Below are 15,349 nucleotides of genomic sequence, written 5' to 3'. Positions count from 1 at the left end.
GTTTTTTATAAAAAGAAGAGGTGCGCTATTTTTTATAGCGCACCTCTTCTTTTTATACGAATACATTTAATTCCCTGCCTCAAACCCCTGGTCTATCAGCCATTGCCCGCTATCTGCGGCGGCGGTAGCCAATTCATCACAACGGTTATTAAATGGGTTCGTGGCGTGGCCTTTTACCCATGTAAATTTCACCTGTTGCCTTTTGTATGCAGGGATAAAACGCTGCCAGAGGTCTTTGTTCTTTTTGTCTTTGAATCCGATCTTTACCCAGTTCCAGAGCCAGCCTTTTTCGATGGAGTTGACTACATATTCACTGTCGGTGAAGATGCGGACAGGAAGCCCGTCTTTTTTGAGTGATTCAAGGGCTACGATAACCGCCAGCAGTTCCATGCGGTTGTTGGTGGTTTTGCGGTATCCCTGGGAGAGTTCTTTGCGAACGGAGTTCCACATGAGGATAACACCATAGCCACCAGGGCCTGGGTTGCCGCGGGATGAACCGTCTGTGTAGATTATAACTTCGGACATAGCGGGCAAAGATAGGGATTACACCTGAAACACCCCCAAACTAAACGCGCTCTCCACAGGTGCCTGATTCGCCGCCTTTATACTCTCCGATATAATCTTCCGCGTATTCAAAGGATCAATAATCTCATCCACCCACAAGCGTGCTGCCGCATAATATGGCGTAGTCTGACTATTATACTTCGCCGTAATCTCCGACAACAACCTGTTCTCCTCTTCCGCCGTAATTTCCTCCCCCTTCGCCTTTAGCGATGCCACCTGGATCTGCAGCAATGTTTTTGCTGCCTGCTCCCCTCCCATTACAGCTATCTTCGCATTCGGCCAGGCATAAATAAACCTTGGATCATACGCCTTCCCACACATCGCATAGTTGCCTGCACCATAAGAATTCCCCACAATCACCGTAATCTTTGGCACGACTGAATTCGCCACCGCATTCACCAGCTTCGCCCCATCTTTGATGATCCCCGCATGCTCACTACGGCTACCCACCATAAAGCCTGTTACATCCTGCAAAAAGATCAGCGGAATCTTCTTCTGGTTACAGTTCATAATAAAGCGCGCCGCCTTATCCGCACTATCATTATAGATCACGCCTCCCATCTGCATCTCACCTTTCTTACTCTTTACGATCTTCCGTTGATTTGCGACTATCCCTACAGCCCAGCCATCTATGCGGGCATAGCCACACAAGATGCTTTTTCCATAATCCTCTTTGTATTGGTCAAATTCTGATTTGTCTACCATCCTTTCTATCACCTCCACCATATCATAAGGACGGGTACTATCTTCCGGAATGATCCCATATAATTCATTAGGATCTTTGGTCGGTGCCGCTGCTTCTATCCTGTCAAAGCCTGCATTGGCCGGGTGTCCCAGCTTGCTCACTATTTTCCTGATATGATCAAGGCACTCTTCGTCTGTACTGAATTTATAATCTGCTATACCGGAGATTTCTGTATGCGTCACTGCACCGCCCAGGGTCTCTGCATCAATGGTTTCACCGATCGCGGCTTTTACCAGGTAAGGGCCCGCAAGGAAGATGGATCCGTTGCCTTCTACCATCAGCACTTCATCGCTCATGATAGGCAGATAGGCACCACCTGCCACACAGCTACCCATCACCGCGGCGATCTGCGTAATTCCCATGGCACTCATCCGTGCATTATTGCGGAATATCCGGCCAAAATGCTCCTTATCCGGGAAGATCTCGTCCTGCATGGGCAGGTATACCCCCGCACTATCTACGAGGTAAATTATAGGCAAATGATTCTCCATGGCGATCTCCTGGAGGCGAAGGTTTTTCTTTCCCGTCATGGGAAACCAGGCCCCGGCTTTTACTGTCATATCGTTGGCCACAATCATACACTGACGGCCGGCGATATAACCGATACCACCTACTGTACCTGCTGCCGGACAACCACCATGTTCCTCATACATTCCATAGGCCGCAAATGCCCCTATTTCGGTAAATGGCGTGTCTTTGTCACAGAGGTAAGCGATGCGTTCGCGGGGAGTCAATTTGCCGCGCTGGCGGACTTTTTCAAGGTTCTTTTTACCTCCGCCCTGTTCTACAATGGCGAGGCGTTGTTTCAGGGTACTGAGCGATCTGCGCATGGCATCTTCATTCCTGTTCATGTCCAGTTGCTGTGCTTCCATAACGATTGTTTTTGGTTCGGGGAATCCTTAAAAATAAGGGATTGGGGGGAATAAAAATTATTTAAATAAAAAAGGCCCGGAGCCACCTGGGCTCCGGGCCTTTTCTATAATTATTTACTTCTTACTTTCATTCATCGGCATCGCCTCCTGACAGGAATCTGCCGGTGTAGGCCCAAAGATCCGCTTCGCTGCCACTAATCTCTTCTTATAATAAGTACTATTAGTGATATCCACAATATTCACCCCCTGGTTCGAAGAATGAATCATCATCACCTTCCCATCCTCCACCTTATACACCATGCCTACATGTCCCACCTTCTTCCCTTTTACATTCTTCCTGCCTGTAAAAAACAACAAATCACCCGGACTGAAATTCTCCGGGCTCACCACCTGCCCCAGTACTGAAATACTTGCCGCCGTCCGGGGCAAGGTCATTCCAATCGCATTAAATCCATAGTTTATCAGTCCGCTACAATCAAAGCCAATAGGCCCGATTGCACCACGAATGTAAGGTTTGCCCAGTTCCGATACCAGCGTAAGCAACAGGTTACGCACCTCTTCCTGCTTGATGCTGGCCAGATCCGCACTGTCAGGCACATAAGCCATATGTAGCGGTTCGTCCGGCAAATCAGGATTGACCTGCGAAACAGGTTTCTTCACTTTTACGGTATGATGAGCAGTCCCCTTCGATCCGGGTTTGGTATGAGTCAGGTGAGCCGTTTTTCCAGCATGGGAATTATGCACATGCGATGTAGTTTTAGCATGCGTGGAATGTACCACATGCGTTTGCTTCTTCGCAGGTGTGGCTTTGGTTTTCTTTTTCTGCTGTGCAGCAGTCGTTATGGTCGCCCCCAGGGGCAATAGCAGTAATATTAGCCTCTTCACAATTACATTTTTTGCATCACAAGGTCCCTGCATTCACACCTGTAAATCCAAAATCCTTCACCGACAATGAACGGATAGTCTTGTAAGCGGTCATGGCCGAATCCGGTTTTGGTACACCTTCTCCTTCTTGCTTGAAAGAGAAGACTTTATTGTCCAGCAATTTACCCTCTTTTGTGATTGTTACCTGTAACAAAGGTGCAATATTTAGCGGATATTTTAAATTGAATTGATGATAAGTTGAAAAATTTCCTAAACTATAAGCTATTAATTTCTCTTTATAAACTTCCATTCCCCTTACTACATGGGGGCCTGAGCCGATTACCATGTCCGCCCCGGCATCTACACAAAGTCGTGCAAAATGTCTGACATTGCCTCTATCCTGCCCAAAAAAGATCTCCTTTTTCTTCGGTGTGGTCATTTTTGAAGCCCCTTCGGCACCGCCATGGAAAAATACTACTACCAGGTCAAAACGGGTTTTCAGGTCTTCAATGTATGCCCGAACGATAGTATCGTTGTTGAGATTCAGACAATTGCTATGTGGTGCAAAGGATACGAAGCCAATGCGGGTATTCCTGACCGTAATGCTGTCCGTAGGGTGCTGCGGGGTGCCACTGGTACGGATATTATTTGCCTGCAGCCAGTCCAGGGTATTGTTTACACCTTTGAGTCCGAAATCAAAACTGTGATTGTTGGCCAGGTTCAGGTAGTCGAACCCTGCATCTTTGTACCACTGCGCAAATTTAACAGGCGTACGGAAGGCAAAGCACTGACTGGTACCACAGCTTTTGAAAACGGGTGCGGAGTCGGACACACAGCTTTCCAGGTTGCCAAGCCGGAGATCTGTCTGCTGCATTACGCCAAGCGCTGCCTGCAGAATCGTACCTGAATCATAAGGCGGCAGGTAATAGGTAGACGGATAGCTGGAACCTACCATGAGGTCGCCGACTATCGAAAAACTAAGTGTATCCTCCAAACCAGGTGCACGTAACCTTGCTACAGGTACTGTGGCCTTAAGCGATACAGGTTTCCGGGGCGTGGATGAAATGGTATCCGGGCCTCCGAGTAATAATTGGGCTAACACGATCAACACAATGCCATTAAATGAAAACAGTACTTTGCTGCTTTTAAAACTATTCAAATTGAACATATATACTGGGGAATAAATCACGCTATTGTCCGCCTACGAAACAAACTTCACAATGCCGCAAAGGTATAAAAAAATGCGAAGATCCGCCGTGCCTGCTTTGCAGACACAGCGGATCCTTCAGGTGGGCCAGGGCCTGCCTTATTTTACAAATTTGCGGGTATATTGCTGACTACCATGGTGTAACACAAGTGTATATACGCCGGCAGGTAAACGGGACACATCGATCTTACCTGTTGAGGTATAAGTACTTAATACTACTTTGCCTGACATGTCTACTACCCGTACTATTTCCCTGGAGAAATCAAAGCCGGCTCTCAATGTCAACACATCTCTTACAGGGTTCGGATAGATAACGAATGACTTGTCATCAGCCCTAACTTTGGTTTGCACATTAGCGATGACTGCCGCAGCTGCGCTAATCCTGATGGAGGAGGTGGAATCATTAAAATTATCATCTACCAGACAGGCATCATCCGCCGTTTTCACCACTGATCTGCCACCAAAATTATCATTCAGATACATCGTTACCTGGTAGCCGCTGCTCACTTTCAGGGATGATACATCATCATTCTGAATTCCTCTCGCCTGCAACTGGGACAAGGTATAAGTGCCCGCCGGCAGACTCACAAAGGCCCCTGTATAATTACAATCTTTGTAGAAGGTAGCCACGCCTACCGGATGTACAATCAGGGAAGATGTACTGTCATTCCAGGCATTGCCAATCCAGGTGCTCAGGCCTGTTATAGTCAGGTTATCGCCCAGGAAATTGTCATTCTTATACAAGGTCACCTGGTAACCTGCAGGGATCGCGTAGCTGGTGATATCATTATCCTTAATACCTTTTGCTACCATTGCTGCCGTGTTGTACGCACCTACCGGCAGTGGCCATGCATAAGCGCCATAGGTGACATCTTTGTAGAAGAATGCCTGGTCCAGGTTGGCCGCAGCTTCTTCCAGGAATACGCCACTGATCTGCGTGGAATAATCGGTAGAACTACCCGGTGCTACTGACCAGTTAGGACTCACCAGGTTGTTGGACGTATTGATGCCCTGGGTACGTAAAACCTCTGCATTGTACTGGATAGCGGCATTGTACTTCGCTCTTACCGCGTCTGTCAACACCCCTTCCCTGGCCAGTAATGCGAGATAGCGGATAAAGATGCCTTTGAACAAACCGCCATCACCCCCACCTGTTTCATCTGCAAAAAACATCCCGTTTGGCCGGCGGCTGTTATATGCATATTCCGCCGTCTTAATCGCATCGTTCAGGTAAGTTACATCGTTCGTGGCCTTGTACAGTTCCCAGGCCGCACCGATGTAAGTACCTACATTGTAAGAGAAGATCCAGGCTTTCTGGGTCACACCGGTATTCAGGTTGATGTTGTCCCAGACAGCACCGGTAGTGGCATCCACCAGGTTCGCCTTTACAAAGGTGTAGATATCCTTTGCCCTTTGCAGGTCTGCTGCATTCCCGGTATAGCGGTAAATGCGTGCACCCAGGATCACCGCAGGGGTATTCGCACAGGTATTTTTACAACCGGAACAGTTCTTGTTCCAGTCGATAGCACCATTGGAATAACCTGTGTTGATGTCCGTCCAGAGCAGGGATGCAACGCTGTAGTAATCGGCATCTTCGGTAGATTTGTAGGCATTCAGCGCCGCTATCCCCATCCACTCCATATCATCATAGAAAGTGTTGATATAGGTGTTGCCGTTAAACGATTTGGTGCCCAGCAGGAGGTTCTTCATACGGGTCCTGTACGTAGCTGAACGGGTACGCAGATAACCGTCATTAAGCGCATCTATGCCATGGGCACACCACCAGTAATTGGAGGTAGGAACACCAAAGGTGTTGTACATACTTGTCTGTAAATTTTCTGCTACAGGGCCATAGGTAGCAAGCTGGCCGAAAGTGCACAGGTGTATGAGCAACAGCAGGGCACTGAGTGTAAAAGTGGGTTTCATTTTCGTGGGTTTATTTTGAGAGATATAAAAACCAATAACGTGGATTGTTAAGGTAGGAAAAAAATAGGATCTTGTATAGGAATATCGGTTTTAAAAATAAAAAAGGGCGTACCATATAAATGATACCCCCTTCCTGTTGATAATTACTTTATCCTAGACGAGATCCATGTCGTAACGCTCTTCATTCATGTGCTTTCCATACAAACCTACAGGTTTTTCCCCTGTCTTCCGGAAGCCTGCTTTCCTGAACATGGCATTGGCCGTTTCCGCCAGGTTGGTAGAAAACAGGTACACCTTGTGATACCCTTTCTCCCTGCAATTGCTTATTGCATCGGCCAGCAGCTTACGCCCCAGGCCCATGCCCCTGAAATCAGGATGAACCAAAAACCACTTCAGCTGTGCAGCATAGCGGGAATGCCATACCACAGCTATGGAAGCCACGATCTGGTTACCATGCAGCGCCAGGTACACCTGGTCCTTACTGGGGTTATAGGCCTCCAGGAACTCCGCGAAGTTCTTACATACATTGGTATCAAATTCCAGGTTATACCCCAGCTCCTTCGCATACAGGGTACCATGCATGTAGATCAGGTAACCGGCATCACCGGGTTGCAGCTGATACCTCCAGGAAATATCATCGGCAGTGATCCGGTTTTCTTCCGAGAGAATGTGGCGGATGGTTTTCATGGCCGCAGCAAGTGCCTGCTGTTGTTCGCCCGGAATCGGCTCCAGTAACTGGCGGATCTGCTCCCCGGCAGTTTCCTGCATCATGTCCAGCAGCTTCCTTCCTTTGGCGGTGATCTGGAGATACCAGGTACGGCCATCCAGCGCAGATTTCTTGCGGGATAATAACTGTTCGCTTTCAAAAGCTTTGAGCATCCGGCTTAGATAGCCGCCGTCAATTTTGAGATTTTCCACTAGCTTACCAGCGGTGCACTGGTCTTCGGCAGTTAAGGTGTGGAGGACCCTTAAGGCCGTCAAGGTAAGGTTGTTTTCCGATACGTGCCGGTTCAAGGTTTCCGACAGACTGGTATAGTATCTGTTAAACTCACTGATCTCCTGTACCACTTCAAGATTCGATGACATGTCCCATTGAATTTGTACAAAAATATAAATCAGTTTTATAATATGCAAATATGTTGAAAATGAGGGATGAGAGAATTAAAAAGGGCCGGCTTTTCCCGCCAGCCCTTTTTAACTTATTTCAGCTTTGCTCTCACCGCCTTCACCTCTCCGGGCTTCACGGCACTGGCCTTGTTCCCGAAACTATTCCTTACAAAGGTGAGCACATCTGCTATTTCCTGGTCCCTGAGCTGTGATTGTGGTGGCATAGGATTGGAGTAGTACTCCCCTTCTATTTCCACGTCATCGTTCAGCCCTTTCAGGACGATGGTGATCAATTTTGTTTTATCGCCCAGCACAAAGCTCGTTTTGATCAGGGGTGGGTTCATACGGGGTACCCCGCTGCCGTCTGCCTGGTGACAAGCTAAACAAATGTTCTGGTAGATGACTTTTCCGCGGGCGATCGAGGCCGTCACTGAACCTGCTCCCGGCGTAGCACCGGGTTTATTGGCGGCAGACTTTTGCTGCCCCATCACCATACCCGAAACCCCCATCAGCAGCAAGGCTGCCATTATTCTTCTCATATTACTTATTATAAATAATCCGGTACACAGTTCCTTTCACATCGTCAGATACATAAAGGGAGCCATCGGGCCCCTGTGCAAGTCCGCAGGGACGATGCTGTGCCTGACCGGGAGATTTAATTTCACCGGGACCAGCAAATCCTTCTGCAAAGATCTCCCAGTCACCCGCAGGCTTGCCATCCCTGAAAGGCTGGAATACCACGAAATAACCTTTCTGCGGTTCAGGAGCACGGTTCCAGGAACCATGGAAGGCAATAAAAGCCCCGTTACGGTACTTTTCAGGGAACATGGTACCTGTATAGAACAGGATGGCATTAGGGGCCATATGACCCGGATAAGCAGCCGCAGGGTCCTGGATATGATCACCACCTGTCTTCTTCCCATCCCCACCGTATTCAGGTGCCAGGATCTTTTTGTGCTGGAACTGGTCGTAGTAAATATACGGCCAGCCACAATCAGAACCTTTGTGCAAAGCATACATACATTCTGCTGGCAGTTCGGCTGACTGCTTTTCGTCGTACATGTCCGGGAAGAGGTCATGGAGCTGGTCACGGCCATGCTGCATCACGAAGAGCTGGTTTAGCTGGGTGTTCCAGTCAAGACCTACTACGTTGCGCAGACCGGTTGCATAGCGCTCGCCATCGCCGTAGGTCTGGTTCGCCTTGTCTGCTTTGAACTGCCAGATGCCGCCGGCAGAATCCAGGATCGGGCAGGGTTGCATACCCAGGGAGCCCTTGGTACGGTCCTTTATCTGGCAGGAGTTGGAATACGCGCCGATGTTTACGTACAGGTTGCCATCATTGTCCAGTGTGAACGCCTTGGCTTCGTGCTGGTGACGGTTGATGAGACCTGTTACGATCTTTTCTGCCTTGTTGGTATCAATCACCTGGTGTTTGTCATTCAGTTTAAAACGGTACACGTCCGTGTTGGAGGATGCGTAGAGGTAATTACCTTTCACTTCTATGCCTGTACCATCGTATTTGAAGAAGCCGGTTTTCTTATCGATCTTGCCATCGCCATTGGAGTCCTGCAGGTACCAGATAGTGTTGCCTTTGTTGCGGGTGCCTTCTACTTTCACATAAAGGTCACCTTCGGGCGTAACAGTAAGGTGGCGGGCATGGCCCAGGCCTTCAGCTGCTACCAGGGCACCGAAGCCTGAGGGGAGTTTCAGACCTGCATTGTCTGCATCCGGCTTTAGCGTAGTACCAGGCACACCAGGACCGAAACTGGTGAGGAAGGTGGCTAGTGCTACGGTAGCCAATGTGAATTTGTTCATTTTGGTTGCGTGGTTTTTTAGAAATGAGTTTTGTTAAAGCCGGGGTGAAATTACAAAATACCCCCGCTCCTGCGGAGCGAGGGTAGCTATTTTTTAAATGAGTGGTAATTTATAAGGTTAGGTGGCCGGGACCGGCAGTCCTTTCCCTTCTAAAACCCGGGGTTCTGCACCAACTTGTTATTCCTGTTCATCTCATCCCGCTGTATAGGCATAAAGTACATCTTATCCAGCCACAACCTGTTCTCATTCACCAATGTCACCGGTGTATAAGTGTAATCATAATTAGCCAGATCATACTTATATAAAGTCACCTTACTGCCTGGTTTCAGTTTCCCCTGTACATTGATCCCCCTCAGCGAACGGCCAATCGTAGCCTGCGCCGTCATCCATCTCCTTACATCATAATATCGCTGTTCTTCAAACACCATTTCTATCTCCCGTTCACGCTGATAATCTGCTTTCAGCTGTGCGCCGGATGAGGTAATGTCCGGCATCGCCGCTCTCTTCCTGATCATATTCAGATAGGTACGTGCTTCTCCTTCCTGTCCCAGTTCCATCAGGGCTTCTGCATAGTTGAGGATAATTTCTGTGTATCTGAAGAAAGGCCAGGGTACTTCCTGCCTGAAATACTGTGCATCTACCGCGGGGTCTATGAACTTTTTCATATAGTACCCGGTAAAACTACCATTCCAGTCTTCCACAGGGCCCTGGCGGGTATCTAATCCGGGGTTGGAAATTGCCTTCGTTCCATCCCACACTTCGTAGGTACCTGCCTGCACCTGGTTGGCCGGATCCATATCCGCAACATCTGTTGGGCGCTGCCGCCAATCTGCCCCATCATAGAGGATCGAAGCGTAAAAACGGGGATCACGATTCTGATAAGGATGTGCTTTCTGTGCCGCATTGTTCCAGTCGAAGGCCGTACCATCACTCATTTCATAATCATCGATCAGTAACTGTGTCGGTGTATTGCCCGACCAGTTATGATACCCGTTCAGGCCGTTGTACAAACCAATTTGTCCGCCCGCTTCCGATTTTGCATTCACAAAATAACGGGAAAAAATACTTTCTGAATTATCTTTCAAAAACATGGCCTGGTAATTGGCAGTTGCTTCAGCAGCGGTTGCAGGATCAGGCGAAGCAAGGGAATAAAGCCCCAGGTCCATCACTGCCCTGGCCGCATCCAGTGCCTTCTGCCAGCGACTGGCACGATCACCGGATACATAGCCTAACAATTCAGGTTGTGCAGCTGCTGCAATGGTAGCTGACTTCGCCTTCGCTGTCGGCATATCATGCAGGTCACTCGCTGCATACAATAAAATGCGCGACTTCAGCGCCAATGCCGCCCCTTCGGTAGCACGACCTTTTACTGACACGGTTTCTGTACCATGCAGATAGTAAGCCGCAGAATCACAGTCTTTCACGATGTGATCAACACACTCTTCGAATGTATTGCGGGCTACACTGTAATCTGCATCACTCAATGTATATACCTTGTCTACCAAAGGTACACCCCCGAAGTTCCTCACCAGCTGCTGGTAAAAAAATGCACGCAGGAAAAAGACCTCTCCTTTCAGACGCGCTGCCTGCAACTGTTTGTCAAAACTTACCTTCGATATATTCGCAAAGAAATTGTTACACGCGCGTATGCGCAAATACATGGTTCCCCACTGGAAAGCACCACGGCTATTGATATACTCTGCATCGGTCGGACTAATCGTCGACTCCACCATATTCTTCATGCCATAGTTATGCGTAAACATGGTTTCGTCTGTAGCGGAAGACAACATTGTTTCCGGGAAACCACCATTACCCAGTCCATTGTAAATATCATTGACATAAGCTTCTGCCAGTGCAGGATCAGTCCACACATCATCTGAGGTAGCCTCTCCCAATGGCCTTGTATTCAGGAAGTCCGTATTGCATGCAGCAGTTGTCAGCAACAGTATTATGAGTAAATATTTCATACAGCAATTGTATTAAAGCGTTAATGTAAAACCGGCATTGATCACTCTTGCCTGTGGGTAATATTGACCATTTCCGTTCACGGATTCAGGGTCGAGGATCCCTAATTTATCCAGCGTAAACAGGTTCAGACAGTTTGCATAAATACGCAGTCCATTCACCCCTGAACGTTTCTTCAGCAGGTCAGATAAACTGTAACCGATTTCCAGGTTCTTCAAACGGATATAGTTGGTTTTCCTGAACCAGTACGTGTTGCCCGTAGCCCAATAGGTATCGTTCCTGTCATTTACACGGGGGGCTACTGAGCTGGGATTATCCGGACTCCAGCGATGATCATAATAGTCTTTTGTAAAGTTGCCGATCTCGCCAGATTCCGTGTTGATGGCCAGTGCACCACCTGTAGCACCCTGCACCAATATCGCCATGTCAAAGCCCTTGTACTGTAAACTGATATTGACACCACCGGTGAAAGTCGGCTGTGTACTCTTATCATTTCTCACCTTATCATCCCCATCAATCTTTCCGTTTCCATCTATGTCTTTAAACTTCATATCCCCGGGGCGGAGATTGTTTGTAAGGGCGCTGTAATCGATTGTATTTTTGCTTATTTCATCAAAATCTTTGAATACGCCATCATATTCATAGTAGAGCGCCGTGTTCATGGGCCTGCCGGTTGACTTCTGCCAGCTGGGTGCTCCTGGTGCTTCATCCCAGAAGATGATCTTGTTTTTAGAATACCCACCGTTCACACTGATGTCGTACCTGAAGTCGGGCCCAATCTTGTCAGTATACCCGATCCGGAATTCCCAGCCTTTGTTATCAACCTTACCGATGTTCTCCGCGGGCAGCGTCATACCGGTAGTTTGAGGCACCGATGCATTCCTCCTTACGAGGATGCCCGTACGTTTATTCATGAATGCATCCAGTTCAAAATAGAGCCGGCTATTCAGCAGCGCACCATCTAAACCAAGGTTGTAATTATTGGCTACCTCCCAGGTTATGAATGGGTTAGGCATACGTGCCTCATAGAGTGATTTCACTACATTGCCACCCAGGATGTAGCTGTTGAAGCCATAGGTTGCATAGTATTGATATTCCTGCAGTGTGAGTGTACCATCGCCATTTTCGTCGAAGTAGATCTGGTCATTCCCCAGTTTACCCCAGGATGCGCGCAGCTTCAGGTAGTTGATGAATTTGATATTGTCCTTCCAGAAGTTCTCTTCCGAAATCCTCCACCCTGCCATGATACCGGGGAAGAAACCAAAGCGGGAAGACGCGGGGAACATATAAGAACCATCATATCGCCATACAAATTCAGCAAGGTATTTTTCTTTATAATTGTAGGCCGCGCGACCAAAGTAATTTAAACGCGCACGATCCCAGGCACCACCATAGTTATCTTTCTCAGCATCGCCACCAGCACTCAGCTGATCGATCAGGCTGGAAATAAAATATTTACGGGAGGCACCGAAATTATCGAAGTTGACCGTCTCTTTCTCAATACCGAAAACGAGGTTTACCGTATGACTTTTATTGAATGTATGGTCATAGGTCAACAAGCCTCTCAGCAGTAAATTCGTCTGGTCTTCATCGCCCTGCGACAACAGCGCCTGGTCTGTACCTCTTTTGCTTTTTACGAGCAGGGGCGTTGTGCCATCGTCTTCATAGGTTTTCTTATCCCAGGTATACAGGTACCAGGGGGTCATCCAGTCTTTCGTGCGCTTCAGGTATTTATCATAAGCGATGTTGCCGCTCAGTTTTAATCCCTCTACCCAGGGGATGGTGATGTCAAGTCGTGCATTGCTCTGCACATAATAACGCCTGTCTTTGTCATAACCGGTTTGGTCAGTCGTGATCACCACAGGGTTGTTTCCATACTCGATATCAGGCCCCGGTAAGCCATTGGGCCAGAAGGCAGGTTCTGTCGGCTTGCCACGCATCAGCATCCGAAAGATGTCGCCGGCGCTGCGGGTTGGGAAATGCCGGTTTTCTTCCCTGCCCATCAGGTCCACGGCTACGTTCATGTATTTGTTGATCTTCGCATCCAGGTTCAGGCGCAGGCTATACTGGTCATAACCGGTAGCGGAGTGTTTGTAGTAGGCATCCTGCGACTGGTAACCGAATGAGGTGAGGTACTTGATGTTTTCAGAACCACCGGACAATTGCAGGCTATGATTGGATTGTGGAGACCAGGTCTTGAAGGTCGACTTATACCAGTTAGTGTTAGGATACAACCATGGATCAGTGCCGTCTTTGTAATGCTGAATTTCATCCAGGCCGAAAGCCACATCCCAGGTCTTGTTCGTGGTAGGCGAAGTGTAGGTGCCATGTTGCTTGTATACGCTCCAGGCATTGTTCCATTCAGCCGCAGGTACATCCCTGTAGAGGCTCAGCTCATCGCGCAGCTGGGCATACTCGGGGGCGTTGGACATATCAGGGATGTGTGTGGGCTGTGACCATCCCTGGTTGAAGGAATAAGCCAGTTGTGGCTTACCTGATTTCCCTCTTTTGGTGGTTACCAGGATCACCCCGTTTGCCGCGCGGGCACCATAAATAGCGGCGGATGCATCTTTCAGCACAGAGATACTTTCGATATCTACAGGGTTGATCCTTTCCAGGCCACCGGTACGGTTAGCCACCCCATCGATCACAACCAGGGGGTCATTGTTCCCCAGGGTATTGGAACCACGGATGCGGAGCGTAGAACCATCATAGCCGGGCTCCCCGCTGTTCTGCATGGCTGTTACACCCGGCATACGGCCGGAGAGAGAGTTGGATAAGTTCGTGGCTGGCGACTTGATAAGGTCGGCACCTTTTACGCTGGTAATAGCACCGGAAACGGCTTCTTTTTTCTGGGCACCGTAACCAACTACGACTACTTCACTCAGGCCTTTGGTATCTGCCTCCAGCGAGACCTCGATGGCACTGCCGGTCACAGTGAGGGTTTGTGGCAGGTATCCGATGGCACTGACGGTAATGGTGGCACCTTTGGCAACGGGCAGGGTAAAATTCCCTTCGGGGTTGGTAGTCGTGCCTTTGGAAGTACCGTCCACTTTGACGGTAGCACCGATCACGGGCGAGTTCGTTTTGTCTGTGACACGCCCTTTGAGGGCAAGGTCTTGTGCCTGTACAACGCTACAATAAAAAAGCAGGGTCAGGGCATAGCAAAGCCAGCCCCGGAAGAGGAGCAAATTTTTCATACGCGATTTTTGATGGTTACAGAATACGAAGGCTACAGTAACGGACAGTTGTTACTGAAGATTTTGGTTTTCAACGAGTTTAATAAATGGTTCCAAGCTTTCGACGGGTTTAATTAACGGAATAGCAATACCAATCCCGTTTGGCTAAACGCTTTTATTTCGGATAATCATCACAACGTGGTTTTAATGTGAATGAATGATGGTGAAATGAATAGCCATGAATCTGGCTAATGAATCAGGTTTTCGCTACAGTTTTAAAAATGAAAAATACGGGTTGATTAATACAATCCTAAAATAGAAAAAATAATCAAGGAAGAAGAATTTCTTTGGCAGGCACGGGTTAATAATCCGTCTCGAACGAAATAGCAGTAATACTGAACTGACTCCCCCTTGCTACCAGGTAGAGGTCATGTACACCAAATGAGTATTTAGAATTGCCAGTCATTTTGAGATTAAAGGTTGTATCTCCGGTATATGGGATCTTCAGGGTACCTATACGACGACTTTTCTTTCCTTTAGGGCTGTTTATTCTAAATTCGAGTCTTGAACCTTTTGATTGCTTATTTTCACAAAATACAGTGACTTTGACTGCTACTTCTCCCAGCCCCAGGTTAACTTGTCCAAATCCAAGATAGCTCCCGGATTTCATTTTAAACTCAGTCTCAAAGTTTCCCTTTCTTACTACTGGCGCAGGTTGTGCTGGCGGTTGCGTGCTGCCCGGTCCACCGCCCGCAGGAGGTGTAGCGGCAGACGTTGCAGCCGGTGGCGGTGATGCTGCCGGAGGCGACGATTGTGATTGTCCCCGGACGATCAACTGCGCGATAATAAAAAATAGACATAGGATAGGCCTCATAGCTATATGGGTAGGTCTGGCTCATAGTCATTTTCAATCACTATTGCCCAACCAGTGTCAAATTTTGTAATCAGAATGAAAATTACGCAAATTTATATTAAATTATACAATAATAATATATAATGATAACCAAGGCTTTGTTAATATTGTTTAAACCTCTGCTATATTTTACGTCTCAGGCGGGGAATTATTGTATCAGCGTGGATAAAATCGATAAATGTGGATATGTTA

General features: G+C 48.0%; 11 protein-coding genes. All 11 read right to left on the bottom strand.

From position 1 onward, the window contains the following. Positions 1-66 precede the first annotated feature (66 nt). On the bottom strand, positions 67-525 hold the full coding sequence (rnhA, locus tag DXN04_RS19445) for a ribonuclease HI (RefSeq protein ID WP_116855061.1): 459 nt from the start codon (positions 523-525) through the stop codon (positions 67-69). A gap of 18 nt (positions 526-543) precedes the next feature. After that, complete coding sequence (locus DXN04_RS19440) at positions 544-2,181, bottom strand: acyl-CoA carboxylase subunit beta (protein ID WP_116855060.1); 1,638 nt, start codon at positions 2,179-2,181, stop codon at positions 544-546. Between the two features lie 114 nt (positions 2,182-2,295). Continuing rightward, complete coding sequence (locus DXN04_RS19435; protein ID WP_158569079.1) at positions 2,296-3,066, bottom strand: C40 family peptidase; 771 nt, start codon at positions 3,064-3,066, stop codon at positions 2,296-2,298. Between the two features lie 16 nt (positions 3,067-3,082). Further along, positions 3,083-4,213, bottom strand: coding sequence for a CapA family protein (locus tag DXN04_RS19430; RefSeq protein ID WP_116855058.1), 1,131 nt, complete (start codon positions 4,211-4,213; stop codon positions 3,083-3,085). A 138-nt stretch (positions 4,214-4,351) separates the two neighbouring features. After that, positions 4,352-6,178: a glycoside hydrolase family 76 protein gene (locus tag DXN04_RS19425; RefSeq protein ID WP_116855057.1), complete on the bottom strand. Its 1,827-nt coding sequence runs from the start codon at positions 6,176-6,178 to the stop codon at positions 4,352-4,354. Between the two features lie 153 nt (positions 6,179-6,331). Next, positions 6,332-7,264: a bifunctional helix-turn-helix transcriptional regulator/GNAT family N-acetyltransferase gene (locus tag DXN04_RS19420; protein ID WP_116855056.1), complete on the bottom strand. Its 933-nt coding sequence runs from the start codon at positions 7,262-7,264 to the stop codon at positions 6,332-6,334. 113 nt (positions 7,265-7,377) lie between these two features. After that, positions 7,378-7,824, bottom strand: coding sequence for a c-type cytochrome (locus tag DXN04_RS19415; RefSeq protein ID WP_116855055.1), 447 nt, complete (start codon positions 7,822-7,824; stop codon positions 7,378-7,380). Between the two features lies 1 nt (position 7,825). After that, a complete protein-coding gene (locus DXN04_RS19410; RefSeq protein WP_116855054.1) occupies positions 7,826-9,100 on the bottom strand; it encodes a PQQ-dependent sugar dehydrogenase in 1,275 nt (424 codons plus the stop codon). Between the two features lie 149 nt (positions 9,101-9,249). Beyond that, positions 9,250-11,067 carry a RagB/SusD family nutrient uptake outer membrane protein gene (locus DXN04_RS19405; RefSeq protein ID WP_116855053.1) on the bottom strand — a complete coding sequence of 606 codons (1,818 nt, stop codon included), beginning with the start codon at positions 11,065-11,067 and terminating at the stop codon, positions 9,250-9,252. A 12-nt stretch (positions 11,068-11,079) separates the two neighbouring features. Next, on the bottom strand, positions 11,080-14,265 hold the full coding sequence (locus DXN04_RS19400) for a SusC/RagA family TonB-linked outer membrane protein (protein WP_116855052.1): 3,186 nt from the start codon (positions 14,263-14,265) through the stop codon (positions 11,080-11,082). 340 nt (positions 14,266-14,605) lie between these two features. Continuing rightward, a complete protein-coding gene (locus DXN04_RS19395) occupies positions 14,606-15,118 on the bottom strand; it encodes a carbohydrate-binding protein (RefSeq protein ID WP_116855051.1) in 513 nt (170 codons plus the stop codon). Positions 15,119-15,349: the final 231 nt, after the last annotated feature.

The organism is Chitinophaga silvisoli, assembly GCF_003412465.1.
In the GTDB taxonomy this organism is placed as follows: Bacteria; Bacteroidota; Bacteroidia; order Chitinophagales; family Chitinophagaceae; genus Chitinophaga; species Chitinophaga silvisoli.
Note: the sequence above shows the minus strand (reverse complement) of the source record. Positions and strands in the feature narration are given on the sequence as shown.

Excerpts from the sequence above, each read along its gene's own strand:
- rnhA (WP_116855061.1), bottom strand. The coding sequence starts at position 525 with ATGTCCGAAGTTATAATCTACACAGACGGTTCATCCCGCGGCAACCCA.
- DXN04_RS19440 (WP_116855060.1), bottom strand. The coding sequence starts at position 2,181 with ATGGAAGCACAGCAACTGGACATGAACAGGAATGAAGATGCCATGCGC.
- DXN04_RS19430 (WP_116855058.1), bottom strand. The coding sequence starts at position 4,213 with ATGTTCAATTTGAATAGTTTTAAAAGCAGCAAAGTACTGTTTTCATTT.
- DXN04_RS19425 (WP_116855057.1), bottom strand. The coding sequence starts at position 6,178 with ATGAAACCCACTTTTACACTCAGTGCCCTGCTGTTGCTCATACACCTG.
- DXN04_RS19420 (WP_116855056.1), bottom strand. The coding sequence starts at position 7,264 with ATGTCATCGAATCTTGAAGTGGTACAGGAGATCAGTGAGTTTAACAGA.
- DXN04_RS19415 (WP_116855055.1), bottom strand. The coding sequence starts at position 7,824 with ATGAGAAGAATAATGGCAGCCTTGCTGCTGATGGGGGTTTCGGGTATG.
- DXN04_RS19410 (WP_116855054.1), bottom strand. The coding sequence starts at position 9,100 with ATGAACAAATTCACATTGGCTACCGTAGCACTAGCCACCTTCCTCACC.
- DXN04_RS19405 (WP_116855053.1), bottom strand. The coding sequence starts at position 11,067 with ATGAAATATTTACTCATAATACTGTTGCTGACAACTGCTGCATGCAAT.
- DXN04_RS19400 (WP_116855052.1), bottom strand. The coding sequence starts at position 14,265 with ATGAAAAATTTGCTCCTCTTCCGGGGCTGGCTTTGCTATGCCCTGACC.
- DXN04_RS19395 (WP_116855051.1), bottom strand. The coding sequence starts at position 15,118 with ATGAGGCCTATCCTATGTCTATTTTTTATTATCGCGCAGTTGATCGTC.